Source organism: Nonomuraea sp. 3-1Str, from assembly GCF_031570565.1.
Lineage (GTDB): Bacteria > Actinomycetota > Actinomycetes > Streptosporangiales > Streptosporangiaceae > Nonomuraea.
On the sequence record NZ_JALHBK010000001.1, the window covers coordinates 568,679 to 585,412 of the forward strand.

Consider the following 16,734-nt stretch of genomic DNA (forward strand, 5'->3'; position numbering starts at 1 on the left):
CAGCGCGCAGCCTTACTTCTCAGGGAGACGATCATGCCGATAGCCACTCCAGAGATCTACGCCGAGATGCTCGACCGGGCCAAGGCTGGCGGATTCGCCTACCCGGCCATCAACGTGACCTCCTCCCAGACGCTCAACGCCGCGTTGCGCGGTTTCGCCGAGGCCGGGAGCGACGGCATCGTTCAAATCTCCACGGGCGGCGCCGAGTTCCTGTCGGGCGCGTCGGTGAAGGACATGGTGACGGGCGCGACGGCGCTGGCCGAGTACGCCCGGGTGGTGGCCGCCAAGTACCCGGTGACCGTGGCCCTGCACACCGACCACTGCCCGAAGGACAAGCTGGACGGTTTCGTGCGGCCGCTCCTCGACATCTCCCTCGAACGCGTCTCACGCGGCCTCGACCCGCTCTTCCAGTCGCACATGTGGGACGGCTCGGCCGTGCCGCTGGAGGAGAACCTTGAGATCGCGCAGGAGCTCCTGGAGAAGTGCGCGCGGGCGCGGGTCGTCATGGAGATGGAGATCGGCGTCGTCGGCGGCGAGGAGGACGGCGTCGTCGGCGAGATCAACGAGAAGCTGTACACCACGCCCGGCGACGCGCTCGCCACGGCCGAGGCGGTCGGCATCGGCGACAGGGGCCGCTACCTGCTGGCGGCCACGTTCGGCAACGTGCACGGCGTCTACAAGCCCGGCCACGTCAAGCTGCGGCCGGGCGTGCTGAAGGAGCTCCAGGACGCGGTAGCCGCCAAGTACGGCAAGGAGAAGCCGTTCGACCTGGTCTTCCACGGCGGCTCGGGCTCGTCGCTGGAGGAGATCCGGGAGGCCATCTCGTACGGCGTGGTCAAGATGAACATCGACACCGACACGCAGTACGCCTTCACGCGGCCGATCGCCGACCACATGTTCCGCAACTACGACGGCGTGCTGAAGGTCGACGGCGACGTCGGCAACAAGAAGAGCTACGACCCGCGCTCGTACGGCAAGGCCGCGGAGGTCGGGATGGCCACCCGCGTGCGTGAGGCGTGCGAACACCTCGGAAGCGCTGGGACGAAGATCTCCTAGCCACGTCAGGGGCCCGGCGGGTATGACTTGTCCTATGGACAACCTTCTCGCCGGGCCGCCCCCGACGTACCTTCCGGACCTGCCCGAGGCCAGGGAGGCGCTGGAAGCCGGGGCCAAGCCCTCCGACGTGGCCGCGCGGTTCCCGGCCTACCCGACGGCCTGGGCCGCGCTCGCGGAGGAGTACTTCGCGCAGGGGCACGCCGTCACTTCCTACGCCTTCGCCCGTACCGGCTACCATCGCGGGCTCGACCAGTTGCGCCGCAGCGGCTGGAAGGGGCACGGGCCGATCCCGTGGGAGCACGAGCCGAACCGCGGCTTCCTGCGCTGCCTGTACGCCCTGGCGAGGGCCGCGCAGGCGATCGGCGAGAAGGACGAGGCCGAGCGGTGCGTCCAGTTCCTCAAGGACAGCGACGAGGCCGCCTATGACGCGTTGGCCGGGTAGCCCTTGGGACGAATAGGCATACTCGGGTAGTCTCTCTACGCAAGAGCCCCTGTCGCGCTTGCGCCAGGGGTTTCGTTTTGTGCTCGGGAGACTAGAACCATGCCGGCTGTCGTTCTCGTGGGCGCCCAGTGGGGCGATGAGGGCAAGGGCAAGGCCACCGACCTGCTCGGTGGCGATGTCGACTACGTCGTCCGCTACCAGGGTGGCAACAACGCGGGCCACACCGTGGTCATCGGCGACCAGAAGTACGCTCTGCACCTGCTGCCCACGGGGATTTTGTCGCCCGACGTGGTGCCGGTGATCGGCAACGGCGTGGTCATCGACCCGCGCGTGCTGCTGGACGAGATCGACGGGCTCGCCGCGCGGGGCATCTCCGCCGAGCGGCTGTTGATCTCGGCCAACGCGCACCTGATCATGCCCCACCACCGTGCGCTCGACAAGGTCACCGAGCGCTACCTGGGCAAGGCCAAGATCGGCACGACCGGGCGCGGCATCGGGCCCGCGTACGGCGACAAGGTCTACCGCATGGGTGTGCGGGTCCAGGACCTGCTCGACCCGGGCATCCTGGCCAAGAAGATCGAGGCCGCGCTGACCGAGAAGAACCAGGTGCTCACCAAGGTCTACAACCGCCGCGGCATCGAGCCGGAGCGGGTCCTGGAGGAGTACCTCGGCTACGCCGAGCGGCTCAAGCCGCACATCTCCGACACCTCGCTGGTGTTGTCGAAGGCGCTGGACGAGGGCAAGTTCGTGCTGCTGGAGGGCGGCCAGGGCACGCTGCTGGACCTCGACCACGGCACGTACCCGTTCGTCACCTCCTCCTCGCCGACCTCGGGCGGCGCCTGCGCCGGCTCCGGCATCCCGCCGACCCGGCTGACGAAGGTCATCGGCATCCTCAAGGCGTACACGACCCGGGTGGGGTCGGGCCCGTTCCCGACCGAGCTCGAGGACGAGATGGGCGACTGGCTGCGCACGACCGGCGGCGAGTACGGCGTCACCACCGGCCGCAACCGCCGCTGCGGCTGGTTCGACGCGGTCATCGCCCGGTACGCGGCCCGCATCAACGGGGTGACCGACTTCTTCCTCACCAAGCTGGACGTCCTGTCCGGGCTGGAGCGGATCCCGGTCTGCGTGGCGTACGAGGTGGACGGGGTGCGGCACGAGGAGATCCCGATGACGCAGACCGACTTCCACCACGCCAAGCCGATCTACGAGGAGCTTCCGGGCTGGCAGGAGGACATCTCGGGCGCCAAGACGTTCGAGGACCTGCCGCGCAACGCGCAGGACTACGTCCGGGCGCTGGAGAAGATGAGCGGGGCCCCGATCAGCGCGGTGGGCGTGGGCCCGGCGCGTGACGCGACCCTGGTGCTGCGCCCGCTCACCTGAGCGACCCTGGTGCTGCGCCCGCTGACCTGAGCGGCCGTGGGCGCGCCCGCTCACCTGGGCGCCCCCCGGTCAGCTCGTGAGGACCGCGGCCGTCATGGGGGTGTGGACGGCCCAGCCGAGAGTCTCGTAGAGGGAGCGGCCGGCGGGGGTGGCGACCAGCACTCCGTCGGTGGCTCCGCCGGCCGCGGCGGTCGCGGTGAGGGCGCCCATGACGATGGTTCCGAGGCCGCGCCGCCGGTGGTGCGGCGCGGTCTCGACCTGGTCGACTACCGCCGTGGTGCCCGCGATGGCCATCTGCCCCCGCGCGGCCATCTCGCCGGCGGCGGTGAGCAGGCGCGCGACGGTGACGCCGGCCCGCGTGGTGACGGCCAGCGTGTAGCCGTCCGGCGCGACCACGCCGGCCCGCGCGGCCGCCGTCGCGCCGGTCAGGCCCCTGGTGCGCGGCGCGGGGTCGAGCGAGGCGGTCATCATGAACTCCGGCTCCTGTACGTCCCACGGCCGCGGCAGCCAGGGCGCGACCTCCTCGTACGGCGCGCAGAGCTTCAGCCACGTGCCGGGGGCGCTGGGCAGGGCCGTCAGGTGGCGCAGGGTGGCCGGGGTGGGAGCCGGGACGACGTGGCGGACCACGTGGCCGGGCAAGCCGACATCGACTCTCAGGCCCCAGGGCTCGCGCACGGGGGTGGGGGCGTTGCGGGAGACGACCCAGCCGTCCACCCAAGCCCGTACGGTCGCGGGCCGGACCGTTTTGAGAGCCCGTGTCATGGCGGTCAGCTTATTGCAGGAAGATTGCAGCTATCCAGGCAAAAAAGGCATGCGACGGCTCACACCGGACATCTAATCTCGACCCCATGGACATCCGCCGGGTCACCGCGTTCGAGGCCGTCGAGGCCGCCGGCCACCTGTTCGACACGCCGCCGCGACGGGAGGCGACCGGCAGGTTCCTGGCGGACGAGGGGCACCACCTGCTCATCGCGTACGTGGACGGCACGCCCGCCGGGATGGTCACCGGGGTGGAGATGACGCACCCGGACAAGGGCACGGAGATGTTCCTGTACGAGCTGGGCGTGGACGAGCGCTTCCGCGGCCAGGGGATCGGGCGGGCACTGGTGCTGGCGCTGGGCCGGCTGGCCCGGGAGCGCGGCCTGTACGGGCTGTGGACGGCGACGGGCAAGGACAACGCGGCGGCCCAGGCGACGTACTCGGGCACGGGCGGCGACCCGGAGTGGGAGCAGGTGATCTACACCTGGGCCTTCGACGGTCCGATGTAGGGATTTTGCGGGCAAAAGGGATGCGGCGTGGCGGCGCGGGAAGGCGGCGGGCGCCCGGTAGGGTCCGGGTGTGCGCGTCGAGATACATGGCCACCGGGGGGCTAGGGGCCTCTGGCCCGAGAACACGCTGCCTGGCCTGAGCCGCACGCTGGAGCTCGGGGTCCACGCTCTGGAGCTGGACGTCGCCCTCACCGCGGACCAGCGGCTCGTGCTCACGCACGACCTCACGGTCTCGGCCGTGACCAGTGCCGACACGCGGCCGGTCCGGGCGGGCGACCCGGCGTACCCGTACGTCGGCAAGCCCGTCAACTCCCTCACGCTCGCCCAGCTGCGCACGCTCGACGTGGGCGTGCGGCTGCCGCGACACCCCGACGACCCGTTCGCCATCACGCAGGTGCCCGTCCCGGAGACCCGCATGCCCACGCTGGGCGCGGTGCTCGGGCTGGTGAACGCCTACGAGGCGGACGCCGTGCGCCTGCACGTGGAGCTCAAGTCCGACCCGACCCGGCCCGAGCTGACCCCCGACCCGGAGCTGTTCACCGGGCTCGTGATCGAGGAGCTCGACCGGCACGGCAGGCTGGACAACGTCGCCGTCCTCAGCTTCGACTGGCGGATCATCACGCACGCGGCGGCGATGGCGCCCGGGACGCGGCGGTTCGCGCTGATCGAGCCCGACACGCTGCACTGGCACGACGACCTGGGCGACGACGTCCCGGCCGCCGCCCGCGACGCCGGCGCCACCACGCTGTCGCCCGAGCACGTGATGGTGGACGAGCGCCTGATGTCCCAGGCCACCGCTGCCGGGCTCGACGTGGCGGTGTGGACGGTCAACGACGCCGCGCTCGCGGCGCGCATGCTGGATCTGGGCGTCTCCGGCATCGTGACCGACTACCCGGACCGGATGCGGGAGCTGTGGCGCGAGCGCGGGCTGCCGCTGCCCGCCCCGGTCGAGCCCCTGAGGCCTGTCCCCGCCTGAAACCCTTCAGGGGAGGACGGCTCAGGGGAGGACGGCGCCCACCCGCTTGACGGTGCGGATGACCGGCGACGTCTCCACCTCCCGCACGCCGTCCAGGGGCGCGACCCGCTCGGTCAGGTACCGGTACAGGTCCTGGGTGTCGCGGCACGTCACGCCGGCCATGAGGTTGCTCGGGCCGGTGATGGCCGCGGCCACGTCCACCTCCGGATGCTCCGCCAGCGCCGCCCCCACCTCCGCCAGCCGCGCGGGCCGCACCTTCATCCACAGCCACGCCTCGGCCCGGTAGCCGAGGGCCCGCGGCGGGATCTCGACGTCGAACCTGAGCGCGCCGGCGCCGCGAAGCTGCTCGACGCGCCGCCGTACCGTCGACTGCGAGCAGCGTCCCGCCGCCGCCAGGTCGCCGTACCCGGCGCGTCCGTCCTGGGCGAGCACCCGCAGCATCGCGAGGTCCTGCTCGCTGAAGGAGACCTCCGTCGTGGACGGCGGGGCGGGGCTGAGCCGTGCGACCTGTTCCTCGGAGAGGACGGCGATCCGCGAGCGCCATCCCGCGTACATGTGCAGGGTCGCGTGCGCGGTCATGGACACGACGCGCGGCGTGCGCGGCAGCTTCTTCAGCAGCAGCGCGTCGCCGTCCTCCTCGCCGCCGGCGTGGACGCCGCAGACGATCTCGGTGCCGCCGGACAGCAGGCGCACCCACACCGTGTCGTCACGCCGGGCCAGCGCCTCGGCCACGGGCCCGGCGGCGTCGGGCGTGCAGACCAGCCGGACGGCCCACGAGGTGTGCCCGAGCAGGGTGCCGTCGAGCGTGCCGACGATGCGCAGCAGCCCCTGCGCGCGAAGCCTCCGGTAGCGCCTGGCGATCGTGTGCTCGGAGACGCCCAGGACCTCGCCGATCCCGTTGAACGGGGCCCGCCCGTCGACCTGGAGGGCATGCACGAGAGCGAGGTCGAGCGCGTCCATCGAGCCGCTGCTCATGGTCGCGGAGCCGGGGAGGGGAGACCCGAGATGATCATATCGGCGAGCAGGGCGTAGCTGGCGTCAAGGTCCAGCGGGAGCCCGAACGCGCCCCCGCTCTCCAGAACGGCGAAGCCGTGGACGGCCGAGCGCAGGCACCGCGCCGCGTGGATGGCGTCCGCGCCCTCCAGCCCGTACCCCCGGAACGTGGCGAGCATGATGTCGATCACCCGCTGGCCCGCCTTGGCCATCTCGTCCTGCTCAGGGCGGGCGGCCTGGATGACGGCGGCGTACCTGCCGGGGTTGCCGGTGACGTAGTCGCGGTAGGCGGCCATGCAGGCGCGCAGCGCCTCGTCCCCCGAGCGGCCCAGGACGGCTTCGCGCAGGCGGTCCGCCAGCTCGTCCATCACGCGTACGGACACGAGGGTGTTGAGCTCGGCGAGGTTGCGCACGTGCTTGTAGAGGGACGGCGTGGCGACGCCCGCGCGGCCGGCCACCGCCGCCAGCGTGACCGCGGCCGCGCCTTCCTCGTCGATGATCCGCAGGGCGAGATCGACCACCGCGTCCCGGGACAGGCCGGCCCTAGCCACGGGCGTGCTCCTTGAGGAAGGGCAGCATGGCCTCGGCGACCTCCTCGGGGAACTGGGTGTGGGCGTAGTGGCCCGCGCCCTCGACCATCACCACCGTACCCAGCCCGGCCGGCATGCCGGCGACGATTCCCTTCGCCTCGGCCTCGGGGTCGGCCCAGTCGGGGTCGAGCGTACCCATGAGGACCAGAGCGGGGACGCGGAGGTTCGCGAGCTGGGCGCCGGCGTCGGTCGGAGCGGACATGCCCATCTTGGCGACCACGCCCATCCGGCCGGGACGGCTGAGCGCGGCGACGAGCGCGGACATGTACGCCTCGTGGTCCGCGGGCCTGGCGCCCGGGTACGCGTGGTCGAGGTAGCTGCGCCACAGCTTCACGCTGCGCAGCATCCCCGCGCTCATCAGCAGCCTGATCCCCTTGCGGTGCCGGCCGTTGCGCAGCAGGCCCCCGAGGTCGGACTTCTGCGCCCGCGTGAACGGGGCGATCTCGACGACGGCGCTGACCAGGTCGGGCGCGAGCGCCGCCGCGATGGTGGCCGCGCCGCCGGCGAAGGAGTGGCCGGCGATGACGGCCGGGCCCCCCAGGTGGCGTACCAGGGCCAGCAGGTCACCCGCGACGTCCATGCGGGTGTAGGACGGCCAGTCGAGGCTGGACTCGCCGTGACCGCGCATGTCGACCGTCACGACCCGGTAGCCGGCGGCCACCAGGAGGGGCGCCAGGAAGCGGTACGCCTCCCGGCCGTTCCCGATCCCGTGCGCCAGCACGACGAGCGGCCCCTCACCGGCCACGTCGTAAGCCAGCCGACCGCCCTCGATCTCCAGGTACTGGGTCATGCCGTCCTCCTGTTGGCTAATCTCTATTGCCTTAAAGCTACTGTTATTAGCCAACGCCTGTCAACAGCCGATCAGCCGGGGGCGGCGCGCCCATCGAGTCGCCGAGCATGCACGAGAGCTGGGCCGATCGCCGCGACTTAGCCGCTTTTCGCCAAATTTCCCGATCTCGTGCCGGAAATCATCATTAGACCGGCTCCGAGCTGCGTCACCCGTGCTACCGGGACGATTGTTGAGCCATGAGCACATATCTGGTTTTCGGCGCCACCGGTAACGTCGGCAGGCGAGTGACTGAGCGACTTTCCTGGTCAGGGGCCGCCGTGCGCGCCACCAGCCGCCGCCCCGAGTCGGCGCGACTGCCCGAGGGAGTCGAGGTGGTCGCCCCCGACCTGACCGCGCCCGGCGTCCTGGAGGACGTCGAGGCGGTGTTCCTGATGTGGCCGTTCCACTCGGCCGAGCAGGCGGGCCCGTTCGTCGAGGCGATCAAGCGGAACGTCCGCCGCGTGGTCTTCATGACCGGCGGCGGCGTGCGTCCCGGGCTGCCGCCGGAGGAGCAGCCGAACCCGGTCGCCCGCTGGCACGCCACCGTGGAGCACCTGATCGAGCAGTCGGGCGTGGAGTGGACGGTGCTGAGCCCCAGCACGTTCATGACCAACACCCTGTGGTGGAGCGACCAGATCAGGGCCGGCGACACGGTCCGGGGAGCGTACGGCTCGGTGACCATGACGCCGATCCACGAGGACGACATCGCCGCGGTCGCGGTCGCGGCGATGACCGGGTCCGGGCACGGGGGACGCCGCTACGACCTGACGGGCCCCGAGGCGCTGACGCAGGCCGAGCAGGTACGGGTGATCGGCGAGGCGATCGGCCGCCCCCTGCGCTGGGTGGAGCTCTCCGTGGCTGAGGAGCGTGAGCGGCTGCTCGCCGATCCGTCCTTCCCGGACTCCTTCGTGGACGAGCTGCTCGCCGGGTACGCGAAGATGACCTCTGCCCCGCCCCCGGCCCCCACCACCACGGTCGAGGACGTCACGGGGACGCCCCCGGCGACGCTGGCCGCCTGGGCCGCCGAGCACGCCGGCGCGTTCGAGAGGTTCCCCGCGTGAAAGTGATCGTCGCCGGCGCGGGGCTGGGCGGGCTGTGCCTGGCCGGCGCGCTGCGCCGGGCCGGGATCGAGGTGGCCGTCCACGAGCGCGACCCGGCGCTGAACACCCGCCGGCAGGGCTACCGCCTGCACCTGGGCGAGACGGGCATCCAGGCCCTCACCGCCGTGCTGCCGCCCGACCGGTGGGAGGAGTTCCTGGCCACCGCCCACGTGCCGCGGCCGCGCTTCGTCCGGCTCGACCCGGCGCTGAAGGTCCTCGACGTCGTGGAGATGGGGCAGCACGGCCGGCACCTGGCCGTCGACCGGGAGACCCTGCGCCGGGCGCTGCTGGCCGAGGTGGAGGACGCGGTCACGTTCGGCCGGCGTCTGACGGCCTTCGACGCGCGGCCGGACGGGGTGACGGCGCTGTTCGCCGACGGGTCCGCCGCCACGGGCGACGTGCTCGTCGGCGCCGACGGCGTCAACTCCGCGGTGCGCCGGCAGTACCTGCCGCATGCCCGGGTCGTCGCCACAGGCCTGGTCCAGCTCTACGGCAAGATCCCGCACGGCCTGGCGGACGACATGGGCAACGTGTTTACCGCGATCTCCGGGTCCGGCCACCGGGTGGTGGGCGTCGCGCCCACCCGGGACTACACGACCTTCTCGTTCAGCGCCCGCGCCGAGGACCTCCCGGCCGGCCTGGACGAGCTGAGCCAGGAACAGCTCCGCGCCATGGTCCTGGCCATGACGCCCGGCTGGCACCCCCGCGTCCACGAGATGATCGCCCGCTGGACGGAGGTCTTCCCGCTGGAGCTGCGCACCAGCGTGCCGGTCCCGGCGTGGCCGACCACCCGGGTCACGCTGCTGGGTGACGCCGCCCACGCCATGAGCCCGGCGGCGGGGGCGGGAGCCGGCATCGCCCTGCGCGACGCGACCGCCCTCGCCGCGGCCCTGGCCCGCGGCGGCGATCCTCTGGACGCGCTGCGGGCGTACGAGGGGGAGATGGTCGAGTACGGCTTCGCGGCCGTCCGCGACTCGGCCGCCAACGGAGCCCGCTTCCTCGGCCAGGACCCCCTTCCGGCCCTCCTCGGGCCGGCTCATTCGCCGGGCGGCAGGCGGGGGATGTCGGCCCGGTAGAGGCCGAGCAGCAGCCTGTACGGCTCGGTGTGCGTGATGCCGCCCGTCCGCGACGGCATCACCCTGGCCCGCAAACGCTGACCTCGCCGGGCCATGAAGGCGTTCGGCCGGTGGAGATGTCAGCCGGTTTCGCGCAGCGGCTCGAACGTGACGCTCAGCCGCAGCTCCAAGGCCTCAGCCAGGCGCTCCAGGAGGGGGATGGTAGGCATGCTGCCGCCCGCCTCGAACCGCGCCACCGCAGGCTGGAGAAGGCCTGCCCGCTCAGCGAGCTGAGCTTGTGTGAGGTCGAGCTCTTCACGGCGGCGCCGGACCGCCTCCCCAAGCTCGAATCGAATCCTGGCGGCTTCGTAACCCTCTCGGGCTCCAGGGTGGCTCATGATCTCGGCGCGCTTGTCGGACCACGCCTTCCGTTCGGCCATACCGCTCACTCCTCGTCCGCTGTGTGGGCCTCGGCCAGGCAACGCCACATTGCCCTCATCGCCGCTCATCGCCCGCTCAACCTCAGCCTTCTCACGCACCCGCTGCTTTCGGAACACCTTCAGCAAGATGGTGCATCTGCCTGGCGCGATCCAGTAGCTGATCCGTACGGCCTCACGATCGAGATGGAAGCGGAGCCCCCTAAGCTTTCTCTGCCCAGTTCATGACAGCAACGTCATAAGCGCCGCATCCCGTGAATGTCGGCTGGACCGAATCTTGCTCTGGTGCACCGCGCCGAACAAAGTCGGCCAGGACCGGGGGTGTGGGGGCCGGTAGGCCCCTGCCTGGGGCGTAGCCCCCGGTGGGGCGTCCGAGCGGAGCGAGGGCCATGCCCTTTGGCCCCACCCGCTGACCCCGCCCACCGGCCCTGTCACGGCTGGAGGAACTCCCGTGCGCCCCGCAGCCGCGTCCTCAGGAACCGCTGCGTCACCGTGCAGTCCAGTCGTACGTCGAGCGGCCCCGTCAGGTCCGTGTCGGCACGTCGCCCCCGCGCCAGACGGGACGGATCGAGCCCGTCTCGGCGCGCGACCAGGCAGCCGAGCTCGTACCGGCTCACCGCGTCGCTTCCGGCCACGTGGTGGACCCCCTGACGGCCGGAGGTCGCGAGCTCCAGCAGGGCGGCGGCGAGATCGCCGACGTGCACCGGGCAGCGTACGTCGTCCGCGAACAGCGTCCCCTGCCTACGGCCGGTCGCCAGGTCGCGCACGAAGGACTCATGCCCGGACCGCCCGTCCCCGAGTATCAGAGACGTACGGACGATCACCGCCGCCGGCGCGATCGCCCGGACGGCCACTTCGGCCGCCGCCTTCGCCGCCCCGTACGGGGAGACGGGATCCGGCACGCACTCCTCCGCGTAGGTGACCGCCCTCCCCGAGAAGACGGCGTCGCTGGACACGTGCACCAACCGCCCACCGGCCGCCGAGACCGCGAGGGCCACATGAGCGGCGCCGTCCGCCGTCACCGTCCAGTCCGCCTGCCGGAACGCGGCGTTGACCACCACATCAGGCCGGAAGGCGCCGACCAGAGCGGCGACGGCCTCCCGGTCACGGACGTCCAGCGCCGACCACTCGACGCCTTCCACCTTCCCGGGACGGGACAGGCAGGTCGCAGCCACCACGTGCCCTCCGGCGACGGACTGCCGGGCCAGCTCACTGCCGAGGAAACCACTGCCCCCGACGATGAGAATTCTCATGGACGATCACCTGTCGCTCGGTCACTCAGTCCGAACTCGTCCTACCCGGACACGCGCTCGCCCAGGCTGTCGACCCAGCCCATGTCCTCGTAGGTGACCTGCATTGTCGGCGACGATTCCCCTCGCGAGCGGAACTCGAAGGAGAGCAGCTCCGCCGTGCCGTCGTCCACGATCAGTCGGGACTCGCCCTCACCCTCCCCTGCTACCGTCCTGGCCAGGGCGGTCCCGGTGCGGCCCTGCGCATCGGTGACCCCTCCCAGCGACCTGATCGCGGGCTGTTCGGCGAGCACCCGGTAGAGGGCGGAGCGGGTCCCGGGACTGATCGGCCCGGCCAGCAGGTCCTGCGCCGTCGACCACACGTAGTCGGTGAACTCCGGCTTGGCGGGCGACCATTCGTCTGGGGGCTCCTCGTCGTACAGCCGCCGCAACCGGCTCTCCAGGCTGTCCTTCTCGGCCGGCAGTTCGAGCAGTTGCCGGGCCGTGAAGCGGTGTGTGCCGATCTGGAAGAACAGTGCCATGTCGTAGTCGTTGGTCGACGGCTTCTCCTCGACCAGCGCGGGCGAGCCCAGTCGCCTCCACTTCGCCTCGTCCTCCGGGGAGGCGAAGGCAGCCTTCGGGTTCTGGCCGGTCACGGTCCGGCTGGGCGCGCCTCTGTCGCTCGCGTACCAGCTGTCCTGGGTAGTCGCCACGGTCGCCGAGAACGGTATCTCCTGGCGTCCCGGCTTTCCGATGTCCTTCGGCAGGCGACGCACCGGCTGGGAGATGCGCTGACGGGTGTACCAGTAGTGGCCCGACGTGGCCGGCTCACGGGCGGCGGTCTCGGCCGCGGCCAGCAGCACGGAGCGGGCGTCGAGAGATCTCGAACCGGGGAGGCGCGAGGGCGGCGAACCGTCTCCGGAGCGCGGCCCACTCGCCACCGGAGCCGTACTCGGCGGCGTGGCGGCAGGGCCGACCCCGCCGGCGCCCAGAGCCACGACGACGGCTGCCGCGGCAAGACCCGTTCCCGCGATGGCGCCCACCACAGCACGGGTCCTCCTGGCTCGGCGTCCCCGGCGTACCAGGTCCGACGGGCAGGATTGTTGTCCGCTTCCGCCGGGGCGGCGCAGCGACGGTGCCAAGGCTCCTTCTGAAGCACACCGTCACCGGTAGACGGTCGGCTCCTTCCGCTCGCCGGGGAACACCATGATCAGCAGCTCGACGGCGCCGTCCGGAGGGTAGGGAACCTGGTGGACGAGGTCACGGCCGCGTAGGTGGACCCGAACCCGGTAGGACCCGGGGCCGCTGGTCGTCAGCTTGGGCGATGTCTCCCCCTCGCCGTCGACCAGGGTCAGCGAACCGGTCGGGCTTTCGTAGGCGACCTCGACCACTTCCTTCCACCCCTTGGTCTCCAGCGGCGGCCGCCGGGTGTAGGACTCGGTGGTCACGCAAGCGTGGCCGATCTCGTCGGCGGCCCAGACGGCCAGCGCGCCCGGTTCGCTTCCGACCAACTCCTTGACCAGGTCGGGGACGCTGTCTTCGTATCCGTCCTCCCATCCGCCGATATTCCAGAACTCGGTCCACATGGTGGCGCGGTGCTGCCGGACCGGTTTGATCTTCGGGCGGTGGGCGGGGTGCGCGGCGCAGGCCTTCTCCTTCTCGGCGAAGTACGCGGCATGTGCCGCCTGTTGGCGCTGGCCGGCCAGCTCCTGGGCGCGGGCCACCGCGGGGCACAACGGTGCCAGTGCGCCGGCCAGCGCCGCGTGGGGTGCCTCGCGCACGGCGGGGGCGCCGGTGTCGCCGCCGTGCTGTTCGGCGAGACGGCACAGGTGACGACCCTGCGTCAGGACCACCCGATCGGGAACCTGCGCCCAGCTTTCGATGCCGTCGTCCATGAACGAGTCGTAGCCGCGGACCCGGCACAGGAAGTCCTTTTCCGCCTTGGTCACGTCATGGACGGTGCCGTTGCCGAAACCGCCGCAGTCGAGCTCCCGGTCGCTGCTCACCCTGCCGGAAGCGGCCGCCTGGTCCACGACCAGAAGGGTCGTCATCAGCGTCAGGACCGCGACCACCGTACGGGCGAAGCGGCCTCTCCTGACGAAACCGCGGCGAGCGGGGCGCACCGCGAGCAGGACCAGGATCGGCGGCACCAGGAAGTAGAGGTCCATGCCCGCGTTCCGGGTCGCTATCTCGGGTGGGCCCCACGCGTCCATGCATTCCTGGCCCAGCGCCCCGTCGAGCGTGAACAGCAGCAGCTCGGGGAGTCGCAAGAGGAGAAGGGTCACGGCGCCTGAGCGGGCGATGATCCTGCCGAGCCGGTCACGCCCGGTCCGCACGCTCACGTGCCAGCAGGCGAAGGTCACGACGATCATCGGCGCGCCGCCGTACCAGAAGAGGGGCAGAATCCTGGCCATGCGTTCCGGTGATCTGATCAGCTCGTTGATCTGGTCGCCCAGGCACGAACCCCCCGACATCCACACGTAGCCCCGGCCACCCTCGTCTCCGGTCAGGAGCGATCGGATCCAGAAGAAGACTCGGGGAGTCAGGGTGACCAGTAATGCCGCACTCCACAAAATCCATGATCGTCGAGACACGACACCGAACCCTAGGACACCACACGGCCGGGTCGAAGGTTGTGCAGCGGCTTGCGAGGACTGCGCGGGTCATCGGCTGAGCGACTGGAGCGGGCTACCGGTCGTTGATTGCCGCCAACCTCCTGTAGTCCGCGATCGCGCCGTAAACTCGACAGCATGACGGCACCGCAGGAAGAGTACGAAGATCTTCACCGGCTGGTCGACCAGCTCCGGCCAGATCAGGTGCGTGAAGAGCACGCGCGGCTCCTCCAGCTCGTCCATTCACGCACCGAGGAGCCGGAGCTCGGCCCTGACGGTCTGCCGACCCTCTTCGGCGCCTTTCAAGCAGGCCGGAGCGACGCCTCCGAACGGGTGGAAGAAATCATTGGGGAGGGCTACGGTCACGAAGCGTGATCGTAGTCGACACGGGCCCGATCGTGGCCGCCACCTTCCGGGACGACAAGAACCACGAGCGTTGCGTACATGAGTTCACGCGGCTTCGCAGCGCCGACCGGCCACTGCTCGTCCCCAGTTTCGTCGCCGGCGAGAGCTGCTACATGATCGGCAAGCTTGGCGGCGCGAGAGCGGAGGCGGCGTTCCTCCGGCTCCTTGAGTCCGGCTGGTTTCGGCTCGTCGATCTCACGGAGTCAGATCTTTCGAGAATCGCGGTCCTCGTCGAGCGGTATAACGATCTTCCCCTGGGCTCCGCAGATGCCTCAGTAGTGGCCGTGGCGGAGCGGATGCGGGTCACCGACGTGATGACGATCGATGTCCGGGACTTCTCCGTGGTCCGTCCGATCCACGTGCCCGCCCTGACCTTACTCCCCGGGTAGACCGATCTGCGGTGCAGCACCATGGGCGAAACTTCGGCTCGTGCGCGCCCCCTCTCGTTTCTTCAATTGCGTGCGCACCGGGATGCCGGATCGCAGGTCGGTCGCTCAGAATTCGTCGTACCCGGAGACCTGGCCGATCGGGAAGACGTGCCGGTTGGCGGCGCAGATGGTCTCCAGTACGTGGACCGGCGTGTCCTCGATCGAGTAACTCGCACGGAGCACCTGGACGATCCACTCGCCGGGCTCAAGCTCCAGCGTCTCGCGCTCGAACGAGGTCGGCGCTGTCGGAGCACGGTGCTGGAACACCGCCGACAGACGAGGGTCCGAAGCGCATTCCGCCGGTGCCCAGAGCCACGACGACGGCCGCCGCGGCGGAGGGACAGTTGAGGGCTGCGTAGGCTGACGCTGCGGAGTCAAGCCGCCGAACCACGCAGCGCGGCGGGGATCGTGGAGCGGAACGTGGTCTCGGCCGTGGCGGTGTCGAGGGCGCCAGCCAGTTCGAGAGTCACCAGCCCGTGCAGGGTCACCCAGAGTGAGAGCGCGATGGAGGTCGCGTCGCCCGAGAGCACGGAGGCCGACAGAGCGCGGTCTATCGCCTCGATGAGCGGCCTGACGGGATCTGCGGCACCCACGTCGCCGGACGGTTCGAAGCTCTGCACGCCGCCGAACAACGCCGTGTAGATGTGGCGGTGCTCGCGTCCCCGCCGCATCCTCATCGTTCTCACGGACGGCGCGCGCTCCGGGATCGCCGCCGTCCCCACCATCGAGCGAACCCAGTACATGCCCGGTGTCGGACACCATATGTGGAACGGTCTCGACGACAACAACGAGCGCGCCGCCGCCGTCATCACGGCGTTCCTCCAGGGCGAGCCGTCGCCTCAGCGGAACTACCCGACCCCCGCCGACATCTCCGCCTTCCTCCGCGACCACAGGTGAGGTCCGCAACGGACGTGGATCGGCGTTCGTGCGGCCACATCACGTCCACGGCGAGTTTCACAACGCCGACATCAGAACGTGTTCTGACTTAGCATGATGGGGTGAGCACCAGCCAAGCCGACTCAGTGACCTTCTCCGACCTCTCCCGCAACCCCCGAGCCGTCGCTCAACGCGCAGTCCGCCTGGGCCGCGTACGCGTCACCCATCGTGACGCTCCGGACTTCTACTTGACCGCCGCGGACCGCGAGGAGCGGCGCGAGGAGACCCTGACCACGGCATCCCGGCTGTTCCTCGCGCTGCTCAAGCACGATCCGACAGCCCGCATGCTGGTCATCGCCATGCCAGAGGTCTTTCCATGGGTTCGCCACCTCACCTCCGACGAACTCCGCGCATTCACTCTCGAACTGGTCGAGGCCCTGTCCGATGCCGTCGAACTCGACGTGGATGCCACTACACAGGAGGTCATCGCCGGCTGGCGCGCCACCGCTCGGATCAAGGCCGATCCCGCGCACTATGCCGAGGCCCGCAAGGCGACGAGCGGTGACTACGGGCCGGTAGAGATTTCGGCATGAGCCCGAAACGCGGGGATCGGGTCACGGTGCCGCCCTCTGGCGACGAGTGGGATCTACGGTTCGGCGACAGTGACGCCGTCACAGGGTGGGAAGAACTGTGCCGTCACGCCCTGACCAATACACGCCGATGCTTCGAGGCGCTACGCGCCGACCCGCGCTCTCGCGCGAATCATGAGCGGCAGCATCGTCTGCGCGGCGATATGGCGACACATCGTCACAATGGCAAGAACCTGGAGCAGTGGGAGTTCGAGGTCACCAACGGCGGCCGCGTTCGCTATGTCATAGACGACGCCGCCCGCACTGTTTGGGTGATCTACGCATCCCCCCGACATCCGAAGGATACCGATTGATCAATATCTGAAGCGGTGCCACGACAAACAGCCGTTTCCATCGGCAAGGGCCGGGGGTGTGGGGGCCGGTAGGCCCCCACCTGGGGCGTAGCCCCCGGTGGGGCGTCCGAGC

At 70.6% G+C, this 16,734-nt stretch carries 22 protein-coding genes; 12 read left to right on the forward strand and 10 right to left on the reverse strand.

All coding sequences use genetic code 11. The features are described from left to right. The first annotated feature begins 33 nt into the window (after window positions 1–33). The 3 genes from fbaA (at window position 34) to MTP10_RS03015 (ending at window position 2,881) form a co-directional block, all read left to right on the forward strand. Entirely contained in the window at window positions 34–1,056 is a 1,023-nt protein-coding gene (gene fbaA / locus MTP10_RS03005; RefSeq protein WP_310707378.1) for a class II fructose-bisphosphate aldolase, read from the forward strand. A gap of 34 nt (window positions 1,057–1,090) precedes the next feature. Continuing rightward, the gene (locus MTP10_RS03010; protein WP_310707379.1) at window positions 1,091–1,498 is read left to right on the forward strand and encodes a DUF3151 domain-containing protein; all 408 of its coding nucleotides are present in this window, start codon (window positions 1,091–1,093) and stop codon (window positions 1,496–1,498) included. 99 nt (window positions 1,499–1,597) lie between these two features. Further along, window positions 1,598–2,881, forward strand: a complete 1,284-nt coding sequence (locus tag MTP10_RS03015) for an adenylosuccinate synthase (protein ID WP_310707380.1) — start codon at window positions 1,598–1,600, stop codon at window positions 2,879–2,881. Window positions 2,882–2,950: 69 nt separating this feature from the next. On the opposite strand, the gene MTP10_RS03020 is transcribed toward MTP10_RS03015, so the two are convergent. Then, window positions 2,951–3,643 (reverse strand): GNAT family N-acetyltransferase, encoded by a 693-nt coding sequence (locus tag MTP10_RS03020; protein WP_310707381.1) that lies wholly within the window; start codon window positions 3,641–3,643, stop codon window positions 2,951–2,953. Window positions 3,644–3,729: 86 nt separating this feature from the next. On the opposite strand from MTP10_RS03020, the gene MTP10_RS03025 reads away from it, so the two are divergent. Together MTP10_RS03025 and MTP10_RS03030 are read left to right on the forward strand one after the other, a co-directional pair. Next, window positions 3,730–4,149, forward strand: a complete 420-nt coding sequence (locus tag MTP10_RS03025; RefSeq protein WP_310707382.1) for a GNAT family N-acetyltransferase — start codon at window positions 3,730–3,732, stop codon at window positions 4,147–4,149. A gap of 70 nt (window positions 4,150–4,219) precedes the next feature. Next, window positions 4,220–5,125 carry a glycerophosphodiester phosphodiesterase family protein gene (locus MTP10_RS03030; RefSeq protein ID WP_310707383.1) on the forward strand — a complete coding sequence of 302 codons (906 nt, stop codon included), beginning with the start codon at window positions 4,220–4,222 and terminating at the stop codon, window positions 5,123–5,125. Between the two features lie 21 nt (window positions 5,126–5,146). Here MTP10_RS03030 and MTP10_RS03035 read toward each other — a convergent pair whose 3' ends face one another. Genes MTP10_RS03035 through MTP10_RS03045 form a run of 3 tightly spaced genes read right to left on the reverse strand, consistent with a single transcriptional unit; the run spans window position 5,147 to window position 7,498 of the window. After that, on the reverse strand, window positions 5,147–6,100 hold the full coding sequence (locus tag MTP10_RS03035) for an Lrp/AsnC family transcriptional regulator (protein WP_310707384.1): 954 nt from the start codon (window positions 6,098–6,100) through the stop codon (window positions 5,147–5,149). Continuing rightward, the gene (locus MTP10_RS03040; RefSeq protein ID WP_310707385.1) at window positions 6,097–6,669 is read right to left on the reverse strand and encodes a TetR-like C-terminal domain-containing protein; all 573 of its coding nucleotides are present in this window, start codon (window positions 6,667–6,669) and stop codon (window positions 6,097–6,099) included. Before MTP10_RS03040 ends, MTP10_RS03035 begins: the two co-directional genes overlap by 4 nt. Next, on the reverse strand, window positions 6,662–7,498 hold the full coding sequence (locus tag MTP10_RS03045; RefSeq protein WP_310707386.1) for an alpha/beta hydrolase: 837 nt from the start codon (window positions 7,496–7,498) through the stop codon (window positions 6,662–6,664). The genes MTP10_RS03040 and MTP10_RS03045 overlap by 8 nt, the downstream gene beginning before the upstream one ends. A 236-nt stretch (window positions 7,499–7,734) precedes the next feature. On the opposite strand from MTP10_RS03045, the gene MTP10_RS03050 reads away from it, so the two are divergent. Further along, window positions 7,735–8,598 (forward strand): NAD(P)H-binding protein, encoded by an 864-nt coding sequence (locus tag MTP10_RS03050; RefSeq protein ID WP_310707387.1) that lies wholly within the window; start codon window positions 7,735–7,737, stop codon window positions 8,596–8,598. Then, window positions 8,595–9,713, forward strand: a complete 1,119-nt coding sequence (locus MTP10_RS03055; RefSeq protein ID WP_310707388.1) for an NAD(P)/FAD-dependent oxidoreductase — start codon at window positions 8,595–8,597, stop codon at window positions 9,711–9,713. Before MTP10_RS03050 ends, MTP10_RS03055 begins: the two co-directional genes overlap by 4 nt. Window positions 9,714–9,832: 119 nt before the next feature. On the opposite strand, the gene MTP10_RS03060 is transcribed toward MTP10_RS03055, so the two are convergent. The 4 genes from MTP10_RS03060 to MTP10_RS03075 all read right to left on the reverse strand — a co-directional run bounded on the left by MTP10_RS03060 (window position 9,833) and on the right by MTP10_RS03075 (window position 13,838). After that, window positions 9,833–10,132, reverse strand: coding sequence for a helix-turn-helix transcriptional regulator (locus MTP10_RS03060; protein ID WP_310707389.1), 300 nt, complete (start codon window positions 10,130–10,132; stop codon window positions 9,833–9,835). A gap of 428 nt (window positions 10,133–10,560) precedes the next feature. After that, complete coding sequence (locus tag MTP10_RS03065; RefSeq protein WP_310707390.1) at window positions 10,561–11,382, reverse strand: sugar nucleotide-binding protein; 822 nt, start codon at window positions 11,380–11,382, stop codon at window positions 10,561–10,563. A 41-nt stretch (window positions 11,383–11,423) separates the two neighbouring features. Beyond that, a complete protein-coding gene (locus MTP10_RS03070) occupies window positions 11,424–12,500 on the reverse strand; it encodes a CU044_5270 family protein (RefSeq protein WP_310707391.1) in 1,077 nt (358 codons plus the stop codon). 21 nt (window positions 12,501–12,521) lie between these two features. Then, complete coding sequence (locus tag MTP10_RS03075; RefSeq protein WP_310707392.1) at window positions 12,522–13,838, reverse strand: hypothetical protein; 1,317 nt, start codon at window positions 13,836–13,838, stop codon at window positions 12,522–12,524. Window positions 13,839–14,108: 270 nt separating this feature from the next. On the opposite strand from MTP10_RS03075, the gene MTP10_RS03080 reads away from it, so the two are divergent. Both MTP10_RS03080 and MTP10_RS03085 read left to right on the forward strand, forming a co-directional pair. Continuing rightward, window positions 14,109–14,345 (forward strand): hypothetical protein, encoded by a 237-nt coding sequence (locus MTP10_RS03080; RefSeq protein ID WP_310707393.1) that lies wholly within the window; start codon window positions 14,109–14,111, stop codon window positions 14,343–14,345. Next, window positions 14,342–14,764: a PIN domain-containing protein gene (locus tag MTP10_RS03085; protein WP_310707394.1), complete on the forward strand. Its 423-nt coding sequence runs from the start codon at window positions 14,342–14,344 to the stop codon at window positions 14,762–14,764. Before MTP10_RS03080 ends, MTP10_RS03085 begins: the two co-directional genes overlap by 4 nt. Window positions 14,765–14,869: 105 nt before the next feature. On the opposite strand, the gene MTP10_RS03090 is transcribed toward MTP10_RS03085, so the two are convergent. Continuing rightward, the gene (locus MTP10_RS03090; protein WP_310707395.1) at window positions 14,870–15,070 is read right to left on the reverse strand and encodes a hypothetical protein; all 201 of its coding nucleotides are present in this window, start codon (window positions 15,068–15,070) and stop codon (window positions 14,870–14,872) included. 107 nt (window positions 15,071–15,177) lie between these two features. After that, window positions 15,178–15,474, reverse strand: a complete 297-nt coding sequence (locus tag MTP10_RS03095) for a TetR-like C-terminal domain-containing protein (RefSeq protein WP_310707396.1) — start codon at window positions 15,472–15,474, stop codon at window positions 15,178–15,180. A gap of 91 nt (window positions 15,475–15,565) precedes the next feature. Here MTP10_RS03095 and MTP10_RS03100 point away from each other — a divergent pair, with 91 nt between their 5' ends. The 3 genes from MTP10_RS03100 to MTP10_RS03110 all read left to right on the forward strand — a co-directional run bounded on the left by MTP10_RS03100 (window position 15,566) and on the right by MTP10_RS03110 (window position 16,622). After that, complete coding sequence (locus MTP10_RS03100) at window positions 15,566–15,700, forward strand: hypothetical protein (RefSeq protein ID WP_310707397.1); 135 nt, start codon at window positions 15,566–15,568, stop codon at window positions 15,698–15,700. Between the two features lie 101 nt (window positions 15,701–15,801). After that, entirely contained in the window at window positions 15,802–16,272 is a 471-nt protein-coding gene (locus tag MTP10_RS03105; RefSeq protein WP_310707398.1) for a hypothetical protein, read from the forward strand. Next, window positions 16,269–16,622: a hypothetical protein gene (locus tag MTP10_RS03110; protein WP_310707399.1), complete on the forward strand. Its 354-nt coding sequence runs from the start codon at window positions 16,269–16,271 to the stop codon at window positions 16,620–16,622. Before MTP10_RS03105 ends, MTP10_RS03110 begins: the two co-directional genes overlap by 4 nt. Window positions 16,623–16,734 lie beyond the last annotated feature (112 nt).